The following is a 10,114-nucleotide window of genomic DNA, read 5'->3' as shown; positions in this document are numbered from 1 at the left end:
TGTAAATGCTTGTTTCCAGCCCGGCTTTCAGACTGTCAATGTTGAAGTTTGGAACCATCGCTTGTAACGATTTTGCAACATCGACACCTTTCATATAACTGACTTTTTCGGTGTACTCGGCAGATTGATTATGGGCAGGGGGCATAATCTCTGCGTTAGTTGAAAAAGGGGCAAAAAAGAGGGCGAGTAAGAGGATTGTTTTCAGTGTTTTCATATGCTTGGCTTGTTTGAAATAGTGAGGTTTCACCCTCCAATTGATGTTACCAAATACGTTTTACTTTATAGGTGTCGAATATTGGATCAGCAGAGACAATAATCATTTTTTCTTCTAAAGCCTGGGCGACAAGTAGTCTGTCAAATGGATCTCGATGGTGGAATGCTAATGATTCTACTCTTGTTACATGTTGAAAACTTATTGGCAATTCTTTGAACTGATTTATCGACAGATGCTGTGGGATATACTCTTTTATTGAACATGCTAACTTTAGTTTGCCTATGCTTGATTTTATGGCCATCTCCCAACTGCTGGCCAGACTCAGAAAACATTCATTTTTAGTGTTCTCAATCTGCTTTTGGGCATTGCACGTGAGTTGTGGTGACCCTTCAACCCACCAGATAAATGTATGGGTATCCAGTAATATTTTTTTCATATATATTCTTTGAAGTCATCGAGGGGGGTATCGAAATCATCGGCCATATATTGGAGAAGCCCCGCGCCCGATCCTGGTTTTCTTTTTTCAGTAGCGGATGTTAATGGCACAATTTTGACCAATGGGCGGTTTCCTTTGGCAATGATGATCTCCTCTCCAAGAAGGGCCTTTTGGATAATTTCTGAGAAGTGGGCTTTTGCTTCAGCAATGTTAAGTTGTGTCATAAATACCTCCTTTAGTGACTATAATAGTTGGTCAACAGTTAAGCAAGAAAATTTATTTGCTTCGTGGTTTTTTTGCACAGCGAAAGAAACTGCTGTTTTTGCCGCGGAGGTAAGCGTAGACTCTGAACACACTGAAACATACAGAAGGTTAAAAGAACTGTTGTTTTTGCCACGAAACCACACAGAAACACACAAACGGTTAAAAGGCGGGGTGGAGATTTTAGCCCTTGGGCTATTTTTTCTGGATTGCCGCGCTTCGCTCGCAAAGACGATATTCTGGATTGCCGCGCTTCGCTCGCAATGACGACGTGCTGGGTTGCCGCGTTTCGCTCGCAGATAGCGCAGACTTCAATGACGAAGGGCATAAAATCTGACTTCGATGATGACTTTCTGGGATTTTATTCATACTTATAAACTTGATCGTTTGGTGAGCAATAACTACAATGATCATTATGGTCATTATAGTTAGCATACTCCGAAAAGAGGTAATGGAATGACAACAAGAGTCTCAGCAGTTGACGCCAGGCCTACATTAGGTGAACTTTTAAGTAAGGTACTTTTGACTAATGAAGAAATTATCATTGAACGATCGGGTGAAAAAGTTGCCAAACTAGTTCATTGCGAACAACCAAAAGCTATAACCTCCAACCAGGGGAAGCTTGACTTCAGGACTTCTGCTGGGTTAGGCCAAGACATGTGGAAAGATCTGAACGTTGATGATTACCTTAGGAAGGAGCGTGACGAATGGGGCTGAGATTAACTCCATCATCCTCTGTATTCATTGATACCGCCCCCCTTATTTACTTCTGGGAAAAGCACTCTCATTCAGCTTGTACCCTATAAACATACTGGTGGCTGATAAGACAGCCGAATACCGACCTAAATACAATATGAAAACACCTGATGCTATTTTGTTGGCAACAGCAGAGATTTGTGGCGCTGATTATGTTCTGACCAATGATGCGGAATGGCAGAAAATTGAAAATCTCAATATTGTTTTACTGGATGACCTGAACTGACAAAAATCTTATTTTTTTTGTGATTACCATCAAGTTTCAGCTGAATTGAAAACCTACCAGCTCAATTGTTTGATATTACAATGTTTTTCTTTTCCTCTTTCGTCATCGGAGTCTGCGCTACCTCCGGTATGTTGTTAGCCGGAGGTAGCGCAGACTCCGATCCAGTATTGTGCAATTGGCAGGCTTTCCTGGATTCCCGCGGGAATGACGATAGTCGCTGAAAGTGAGTGGTAATCACATAAATATTTGCTCAAAAATGGCGAGGATTCTATCACACTCCAATTGCTGTTACCAAATACGTTTTATTTTATAGGTGTCGAATATTGGATCAGCTTCGAATAACATTTTACCTCAAAAGATAATGCCCAGCACAAGCCCTTTGGCTATCTATCAATCGGCATAATGCGCTTATTGATACACATTAATGTGATATTTGGCATATATTGTTACAATTTACGCACTTTAAAAAGATCTTGTTTTTTTTAATTGTTTTAGTTACAGTGTGACTAAAAAAGCACTTTAAACGCATTAAAACTATTTAATGTGCAGAATAGGTAATATTATGGCAATTGAAAATATGTCTCCAGCCGCTATAGCGGAAGAATTAGGCAATAGACTGAAACAAGCGAGGCTAAATGTCGATTTAACTCAGGCTGAAGTAGCATCACGAACGGGCCTAAATAGAAGGACCATTCTTAATGCTGAAAAAGGAAAAGTTCAGCTGGAGAATTTTGTCGCCATATTAGTATCCATGAATATGGCAGGGCAACTCAATATGTTTCTACCTGTACAAGAAATATCCCCTATACAGTTGGCAAAACTCAAAGGCCAAAAACGGCAACGAGCATCAAAGTCTAAGAATGGGAAAGCCAGAATCAAAGAGGATAAATCCTCATGGTAAAGGAAGTCCTAAGTGTGAAATATAAAGAGCATGATGTTGGCGCTGTCAGTTTCAATACTGAAACAGGTATAGGCTCATTCGAGTTTGAACCTCGCTTTATCAAAACAGGCATTGAGCTATCACCTATAAAAATGCCTTTATCTAAAGAGATATATTCCTTTCCAGAAGCTGATTCTGTTGCGTTTAAAGGGTTGCCAGGAATGATAGCAGACTCATTGCCTGATGATTTTGGTAATGCTGTAATGAATGCTTGGATAGCAAGTCAAGGTAAATCGACAACTGAGATTACACCATTACAGCGTCTCCAATATACAGGAAAGCGGGGGATGGGAGCATTAACATATCATCCTGCTACCCAAAGAAAAAAGTTAAACGCTTCACAACATATTGAAATTCAATCTCTAGTTTCTATTGCTCAAGAAATATTGGATAAACAAGAGCAATTCAGCGTAACTCTTGCCACTCAAGGTCAAGAAGATCAAGGGGCAATGCTGGCACTGATGTCTGTCGGCATGAGTGCGGGTGGTGCTAGACCAAAAGCAGTACTCGCGTTTAACGATGACTTTACCCAAGTGCGATCAGGGCAAACAGATGCGCCTGAAGGATTTACTCATTTCATCATGAAGTTTGACGGTGTCAGTGAACATAATAAAGATAAGGAAACTTTTGGTGACCCGATGGGGTATGGAACAATGGAGTATGTCTATCACCTTATGGCTAAAGCATGTGGGATAGACATGATGCCTTGTCGCTTGCTGGACGAAGGTAATCGACGCCACTTTATTACTCAGCGGTTTGATCGAAATGGCAATGAAAAGCAGCACGTGCAATCATTAAATGGTCTAGCGCACGTCAGTTACAAAAAAGTAGGCTCGTACTCATATGCCGAATTATTTTCAATTGCCAGAGAGCTTAAATTAAGTCCTGATGATGCAATGCAGATATTTAAACGCATGGTTTTTAATGTTGTTGCGCGTAATCATGATGATCATTCTAAAAACTTTGGATTCATGCTCGATGCTCAACATCAGTGGCAATTAACCCCTGCCTTCGATTTAGCTTACAGCTACAAACCAGGAAGCCCTTGGGTAAATAGTCACTGGATGAAGCTAAATGATAAGCGAGATAACTTTACACGAGAAGATTTTTACAGCTTTAAAAAATTAAGCCCGATATTCACCAAAAGGAAAATTGATCGGATAATTGAGGAAACTACAGAGCATGTTTCAAAATGGAATGACTTGGCCACTGAACACAGTGTGCCGCATTTATTGCTTAAAGAGATAGGTAGTAATTTACGACTAACGATTTAGAGTGTGCTTTTGGGGACGTTGCGTCCTACGTTAAAGAAATAAATAAGGTCACTTTGATCTTTCCCATAATAACCTTCCATCTCACTAACTTTTCTCTAATAGTTAGCCAGATGGTGGAAATCTCTCCTGCGGGCGAGATTACAAAAATATTAGCCACGAAACCACACAGAAGCACACAGAAGGTTAACGGGGGCATAAACCCTCATGAACAAGGGCTTTGAAGCACATGCGTATTTGATCTCGGTCGTGGAGAGAGACCCCAAGATTTGTATAGTGCTTTTCCCAATCCGCACAGAAAGTTTTCACCTCTTCAATGATTGATGATGCCTCGGAGATGGATAGATTGAACTTGTTGCACTCTGATAACAGGTTTTCGATAGTTGCTGATGTGCCAAAGCTGCCGATATTTAATGATGATGAAAATGAGGGTAGTTTTCGAGGAATGGGCAAAATATCGTAGGCTGGGGATAGCGACCAGCCAGTTTTGTTATCGTACAGGCAACCATGGTTGCGCAGGTGATCGTCAGCATTGCCGACAAATACATTGAAAGCCATCCGGCGATACAACTCATGAATATCTTTGTTGACTCTGTTGGAGATCTTCCTGATATGTCCGGCTATTGAAATATAAGAGGCCTTTTCTAATTCCTCCAGATCGAGATTGCTGAGGGCATGGGAGCTGATAAATGGTTTTCTTATTGATAGGTGTCGATCGAAGCGTTTAACCAGGTAGATTGATTTGTTGCCAACTTCTTCAAGGTGAATTGTTGGTGTATTTATGCCGCATTTTTGAGCCAGAAGCATGGTGGCATATTCGATGCGCGGCATGTTGATCTTTATCTTACTGTTTTCAAATTTTGCGATGTATTCTTCCCCGTTATATTCCACTGCACATTTGGGTTGGGCCCCGCCTAAAGAGGTTCCCTGCTCAAGATAAAATAGAACTTCTGGTGGCAGGGTGTCGTCCTGGGTGAGTCGGTCATAGGCATCAAGGACGTATTTGATGTCTGGAAAACTGATTGGTGTTTCTTTTTTGGTTGTTGGTTTTTCAGGGGTGACGCCAACAGACAAAGCCCCTACCGAATTTGTGGTTACCAAGTCAAAATAATCATGCGGTTGCAATGCGCCGAAGGGGATGTTGAGTTTTTTTGATAATACGTATTTCCCCCAGCTATCGGGGAACATGTCGCCCAAAACCCCAAAAACTCCACTGTTTTTTTTTGTTGTAAATTCGTGGTTTGAAAGAGGAAGATTGATCGGGTCGATGGCAATGGCATTTTTACGCAACAGATACTTTCGGCCATAAGAAAAACTGCCTACCCCCAAACTGGTATCGAGAGAAAAAAGACCAGCAGGCGCCGGGGCTTCTTCCTGTGGTAGAGTTATAAAAATATAGCGTTCAAACATAGGGGTTAGAAATCGAGCTTTTTGTTTTCTTTATGGTGGATTCTTTTCGGCTGGCGCTGGCGCTCCAGAGCTTGTCCGATGGTATCTTTGGCGGGATCGGCAAAGTTTATAGTGTCTTCAATCTGGTAGACCTCAGCCGCAGCAAGATAAACGCCTATTTTTACAGAAGGATCGCCTTTTTCCATCCGTTCAATGGAAGATTTTGAAACTCCAACCATCTGTGCAGCATCGCTAAGTGATTTTCTTCGTCGTATCCGTGCAGTGCGCAGATTGTCCCCAATTGTTTGAAGAAGTTGCGTGGTAGTTGTCGATGGTGAAAATGTCGTCATTGCCGATCCTCCTATCTGTTAATATCGTCAAATATGATGTTTTAGTCAAGGTTGTGATTCATATTTGATGTTTTTATTTGGGGAGGCGGTTGAAATGTTTGAATGTGTAATTTTTTGCCACGGAAACATACAGAAGGTTAAGAGAACTGCTATTTTTTCACGAGCCCACATAGAGACCAGGGCAGGTTAGTTGGGTTTCGTGGGGCTCACCCCAACCTTGCAGATTTGACGGATAACACCACAATAAGATTTTAAAGGCCGTCATCCCGGTATTCTTTTAGCCGGGATCCAGATTGTTGGGTTTCGTTCCTCAACCCAACCTACCATTGTACCGCAAATAATAATCTTAGCGCCTTTGCGTCTTTGCGCGAAACAGGGCTGTGTTGTCAGCCTAAAATCTCATTAACGATGGCATCACCCATGGCAACAGTGCCAATAGCCTTGGACTTATCGATTGCTATGTCAGGGGTGAAGATGCCCTTGTCGAGAACCTTTGCTATAGCATTCTCAATAGCGATGGCGGCACTGTTTTCGTTTAAGGTGTACTTGAGCATCATGGCCGCTGAGAGGATCTGGGCAATGGGGTTGGCGATTCCTTTTCCAGCAATGTCAGGGGCTGAGCCGCCAGCGGGTTCATAGAGACCAAAGCCGGACTCATTAAGGCTGGCAGAGGCCAGTAGCCCCATTGAACCAGTCATCATGGCGCATTCATCAGAGATGATATCACCGAACATATTGCCACACAGCATCACGTCAAACTGATGAGGGTCTTTGATGAGCTGCATGGTGGCATTGTCGATGTAGATGTGGTTAAGTTTGACATCCGGGTAGTCTTTGGCAGTTGCTGTTACTACTTCACGCCAGAGAACCATGGTGGTTAAGACATTGGCCTTGTCGACAGAGGTCACCAGTTTTCTGCGGAGCCTGGCTGCCTCAAAGGCCTTTCTGGTAATTCGCTCGATCTCGCCACGGGTATAGACCATGGTGTCGTAAGCTTTTTCTGTGGCGCCGCTCCCTTCACGACCTTTGGGCTGCCCAAAATAGATCCCCCCGGTTAACTCACGTACGCAGAGAATATCAAAACCACTGCCGACAATATCTGGTCGTAAAGGGCAGGCGGCAACCAGAGGTTTGAACACCTTTGCCGGCCTGAGATTACAGAAAAGGGCAAGTTCTTTTCGTAAAGGCAGAAGTGCCGCTCGTTCGGGTTGTTTTTCGGGAGGGAGGCTTTCCCATTTTGGGCCGCCGACCGAGCCAAACAATATGGCATCACTGGCTTTACAAAGTGCAAGCGTTGCTGCCGGGAGAGCCTCACCGTGATTATCAATGGCACAGCCACCTACGTCAGCTGATTCGTAAGAAAGAGATATTGAAAACTTTTGACCGACAGCATCAAGAACCTTAATGGCCTCTTTCATTACCTCAGGTCCGATCCCGTCACCGGCTAAAACAGCAATTTTCTTCATTGGTTTGCCCTCTGATGTTGTTATTATAAAGAGGGATTCATTTACCATAAATGTGAAGAAAATGCATAAAATAATAATCCTGGTTATGCTATCCTCAACTGTGGGGTTTTTTGGTGGGCTGCTTTATAGACATCACATTTCCTGCAAGCAGCCATTTTGTCCTGGTATGTTCCCTGCTCCTTGCCTCCACACTGGGTGCCGGTAACCATCCAGCAATCTCCTCCGCTGTCAGGATAGGCCGGGCAGCTGTTTCTTCTGCTCGTAGGGCAGTCTTTCATCTCCCAGCAGGTTACATCTGACTGGAGTTTATGTGCGATGGCGGATGGTTTTTGTTTTTTCGTGTTGAGTTCATAGACATTGCATTTTCTACAGTTTGCCATTTTTTCATGATAGGTTCCCTGTTCCTGGCCCCCACACAGGGTGCCGGTTACAGACCAGCATTCATGGCCGGTATTTGGGTAGGCCGGGCAGCCGTTGCGTCTGTCGGTTGGGCAGTTCTTCACATCCCAGCAAAGCGATTTGCCTGAAGCTGTGGAAGGCACGATACTCCCGGTTGCGCTGCCTTTTTTTCCATAGACCATGGCAATCAATTGATTGACTATGAGATTCATCTCTTCGGATTGTATGGTAAGTTTGTCGGCGGCATTGGCCGCTTCTGCTGCAGTTGCCGATACATGCTGGGTGGTTTGGTCTATCTCCATGGTCGCCCGGGTGATATGTTCTATGCCAACAGCCTGTTCGGAGGTTGCCTGGGTAATGGCCACGGTTTTATCGCCGATACCGGTAGCAGTAGAAACGATCTCGTCAAAATCGCTATTAATATTTTTTAAGGCACGGGTGCCATCGACAACCCGTTGAATTGTCTTGTCCAACAGCTCTTGGGTGTCCTTTGCTGATTGGGTGCTTCTACTGGCAAGGTTTTTCACCTCTGCGGCAACAACCGCAAATCCAGCCCCGGCCTCGCCAGCTCGTGCCGCTTCAACAGCTGCGTTTAAGGCCAAAAGATTTGTCTGAAAGGCGATGCTGTCGATGGTGTTGATTATCTGTTTGATTTTATCGCTGTCCTGCTCTATCTGGGCCATGTTTGAGGTCAGTTCAACCAAGGCCTTAAGCGATTGGCCGGAACGCTCAATATTTTGGTTCATCAGCTTCTCTGAGCCTTTGGTCAGCGCTGAAGTTTCTTTACTGCTGGCCGTCATCTCTTCAAGCGATGTTGAGGTGGTTTGCATGGTTGCGGCCTGTTCGGCTGAACTTGTTGCGAGATCCTGGCTGAAGGCCGACATTTCAAGGGCTGCGGCACTCACTTCCATGGCATTGACCTTGAGACCGTCAGTGATCTTTTTAAGGATAGAGTTCAGGCCCTTGGCCTGAATAAAGGCCAGGCCAATTCCGATAGCTATAAAGAGTGCTCCAAAAATTGCTACACCCCTTTTAAAATTTTTGGCCGAGGATATCATGGCTGTGTCGGTAATAATATGTGATTGGGCTTCCTGGCGGATATCTTTAATTAAGGCTTGAATCTTAGCCAGAGTCGGAACTGTTTCCTCGATATAAATGGCGTCTACTTTGGGGAACCAGGCTGCCCGATCACCTGCTCCCTGAGTCAAAGCCTCTTTTATGGAGACGGCGGTTTTGTGTAGTTTGTTGTGCGGTGCTTCAATGCTTTTTAACAGTGGGGCGAGCTCAGGGATTTTTATCTCAGCTTCTGTTCTGCCCGCCCCGTATAACCATTCACCAAAACCGCATTTATGGTCATCTACCTCAAGATTCAAGGTTGTGATTTCATCATTAGTAAGGAGAGCTGTTATTTTATTTACCCAATTGAGGTGGTCAATTTCTTTTTGAGCAAGAGTCCCGTCAAGACTGTAGCCGGAAATCACTTGTTCCGCGTTGCTGATAATTGTATTGACGCCACGATAATTGAAGATGATAAAAAGTAATATCATGAAGATAATTGTCGAAAAGGCTGCGATTATTTTGGTGGTCAGGGTTGCGTTTTTCCAGTCAAACATGGTGTGCGATTCCTTTTTTGATTACTGTCTTTCGATAGTGAAAACAGTGTCAAGTTTTAACTCCTGCATCAGCTCGTAGATGGCAGGTGGAACATTTGTCACTCGTAATCGAATCTGTTGCACGCCAAGGTTTTTATAAAAAAGAAGCAGTTTGCCAATTCCTGAACTGCCGATGTAGGTCAAGTTTTTAAGGTCAACCTGGACCTCTGTGATGCCTGATAGCGGTAGTGAGCTAAAGCTTGATTTCATGGCCTCGGCGCCTTTTTCGTCAATTTGCCCGCTTATACAAACAGTCAATCTCTGCTCGCTGGCTTCTGTTGTGATTTCCATATATCCCCTTTTTTGATTAAGTTGTCTCCTTTGGCACTGCTACCAAAGTTTAAAGCTGCTGGTCTTGGTCTTTTGGGGTCGTTGACCCCACGAACAGCTGTTACTATTAAACGAGATGATTACCCGGTTTCCTCCGTCAAACCATCTGGCTGAATCACAGATTTTTTTAACTAAAAATATGCCTCGCCCACTCTCTTTAGTGAGGTTCGTTTTTCTGCGTGGATTTTCGTCGGTCGCAAAGACAAAGCCCGTTCCCTGGTCAGTGATCTCAATATTGAGATCATTTGAGAGCCACCAGCGAACTCTGATGGGTTTTGCTGGGTCTTTCCGGTTTCCATGGTTCCAGGCGTTTAAGATGACCTCACTGAAAGCTGTGTGAAGATTGAATTTGTCTATAGGCACACTGTTGTTGTTGCAGTGGTCAAGAATTCTCTTCAGGCTTTCTGCTATTTCCTGGTCGATA

At 43.9% G+C, this 10,114-nt stretch carries 13 protein-coding genes; 4 read left to right on the top strand and 9 right to left on the bottom strand.

Annotated features, from left to right (window positions below):
- The 3 genes from HQK80_13445 to HQK80_13435 all read right to left on the bottom strand — a co-directional run.
- Positions 1-214 (bottom strand): hypothetical protein (locus tag HQK80_13445; protein MBF0223207.1); only part of this gene is annotated, 214 nt, incomplete at its 3' end.
- A gap of 46 nt (positions 215-260) precedes the next feature.
- Positions 261-650 (bottom strand): type II toxin-antitoxin system VapC family toxin, encoded by a 390-nt coding sequence (locus tag HQK80_13440; GenBank protein ID MBF0223206.1) that lies wholly within the window; start codon positions 648-650, stop codon positions 261-263.
- Positions 647-874: a type II toxin-antitoxin system Phd/YefM family antitoxin gene (locus HQK80_13435; protein ID MBF0223205.1), complete on the bottom strand. Its 228-nt coding sequence runs from the start codon at positions 872-874 to the stop codon at positions 647-649. The genes HQK80_13440 and HQK80_13435 overlap by 4 nt, the downstream gene beginning before the upstream one ends.
- Before the next feature lie 493 nt (positions 875-1,367).
- Between HQK80_13435 and HQK80_13430 the strand changes: the two genes are divergently transcribed.
- The 4 genes from HQK80_13430 to HQK80_13415 all read left to right on the top strand — a co-directional run bounded on the left by HQK80_13430 (position 1,368) and on the right by HQK80_13415 (position 4,107).
- Positions 1,368-1,628: a type II toxin-antitoxin system Phd/YefM family antitoxin gene (locus tag HQK80_13430; GenBank protein MBF0223204.1), complete on the top strand. Its 261-nt coding sequence runs from the start codon at positions 1,368-1,370 to the stop codon at positions 1,626-1,628.
- Between the two features lie 97 nt (positions 1,629-1,725).
- Entirely contained in the window at positions 1,726-1,893 is a 168-nt protein-coding gene (locus tag HQK80_13425; GenBank protein ID MBF0223203.1) for a PIN domain-containing protein, read from the top strand.
- A gap of 562 nt (positions 1,894-2,455) precedes the next feature.
- Complete coding sequence (locus tag HQK80_13420; GenBank protein MBF0223202.1) at positions 2,456-2,794, top strand: helix-turn-helix domain-containing protein; 339 nt, start codon at positions 2,456-2,458, stop codon at positions 2,792-2,794.
- Positions 2,788-4,107: a type II toxin-antitoxin system HipA family toxin gene (locus tag HQK80_13415; protein MBF0223201.1), complete on the top strand. Its 1,320-nt coding sequence runs from the start codon at positions 2,788-2,790 to the stop codon at positions 4,105-4,107. Before HQK80_13420 ends, HQK80_13415 begins: the two co-directional genes overlap by 7 nt.
- A 183-nt stretch (positions 4,108-4,290) precedes the next feature.
- Here the strand turns inward: HQK80_13415 and HQK80_13410 are convergent, their stop codons facing one another.
- From HQK80_13410 to HQK80_13385, 6 genes are all read right to left on the bottom strand, one after another.
- On the bottom strand, positions 4,291-5,514 hold the full coding sequence (locus HQK80_13410) for a HipA domain-containing protein (protein MBF0223200.1): 1,224 nt from the start codon (positions 5,512-5,514) through the stop codon (positions 4,291-4,293).
- A 5-nt stretch (positions 5,515-5,519) separates the two neighbouring features.
- A complete protein-coding gene (locus HQK80_13405) occupies positions 5,520-5,843 on the bottom strand; it encodes a helix-turn-helix domain-containing protein (GenBank protein ID MBF0223199.1) in 324 nt (107 codons plus the stop codon).
- 386 nt (positions 5,844-6,229) lie between these two features.
- Complete coding sequence (gene leuB / locus HQK80_13400; GenBank protein MBF0223198.1) at positions 6,230-7,309, bottom strand: 3-isopropylmalate dehydrogenase; 1,080 nt, start codon at positions 7,307-7,309, stop codon at positions 6,230-6,232.
- 83 nt (positions 7,310-7,392) lie between these two features.
- The gene (locus tag HQK80_13395; protein MBF0223197.1) at positions 7,393-9,321 is read right to left on the bottom strand and encodes a CZB domain-containing protein; all 1,929 of its coding nucleotides are present in this window, start codon (positions 9,319-9,321) and stop codon (positions 7,393-7,395) included.
- Positions 9,322-9,342: 21 nt separating this feature from the next.
- Entirely contained in the window at positions 9,343-9,651 is a 309-nt protein-coding gene (locus HQK80_13390; GenBank protein MBF0223196.1) for an STAS domain-containing protein, read from the bottom strand.
- 39 nt (positions 9,652-9,690) lie between these two features.
- A partial coding sequence (locus HQK80_13385) for an ATP-binding protein (GenBank protein MBF0223195.1) occupies positions 9,691-10,114 on the bottom strand: 424 nt, incomplete at its 5' end.

This window comes from Desulfobulbaceae bacterium (genome assembly GCA_015231515.1).
Taxonomy (GTDB): Bacteria; Desulfobacterota; Desulfobulbia; order Desulfobulbales; family VMSU01; genus JADGBM01.
This window is presented reverse-complemented; position numbering and strand designations above follow the sequence as displayed.

Bases quoted from the DNA above. Each gene is read 5' to 3' on its own strand.
- HQK80_13430 (MBF0223204.1), top strand. From the start codon at position 1,368: ATGACAACAAGAGTCTCAGCAGTTGACGCCAGGCCTACATTAGGTGAA.
- HQK80_13390 (MBF0223196.1), bottom strand. From the start codon at position 9,651: ATGGAAATCACAACAGAAGCCAGCGAGCAGAGATTGACTGTTTGTATA.
- HQK80_13415 (MBF0223201.1), top strand. From the start codon at position 2,788: ATGGTAAAGGAAGTCCTAAGTGTGAAATATAAAGAGCATGATGTTGGC.
- HQK80_13435 (MBF0223205.1), bottom strand. From the start codon at position 874: ATGACACAACTTAACATTGCTGAAGCAAAAGCCCACTTCTCAGAAATT.
- HQK80_13410 (MBF0223200.1), bottom strand. From the start codon at position 5,514: ATGTTTGAACGCTATATTTTTATAACTCTACCACAGGAAGAAGCCCCG.
- HQK80_13440 (MBF0223206.1), bottom strand. From the start codon at position 650: ATGAAAAAAATATTACTGGATACCCATACATTTATCTGGTGGGTTGAA.
- HQK80_13395 (MBF0223197.1), bottom strand. From the start codon at position 9,321: ATGTTTGACTGGAAAAACGCAACCCTGACCACCAAAATAATCGCAGCC.
- HQK80_13420 (MBF0223202.1), top strand. From the start codon at position 2,456: ATGGCAATTGAAAATATGTCTCCAGCCGCTATAGCGGAAGAATTAGGC.
- leuB (MBF0223198.1), bottom strand. From the start codon at position 7,309: ATGAAGAAAATTGCTGTTTTAGCCGGTGACGGGATCGGACCTGAGGTA.
- HQK80_13405 (MBF0223199.1), bottom strand. From the start codon at position 5,843: ATGACGACATTTTCACCATCGACAACTACCACGCAACTTCTTCAAACA.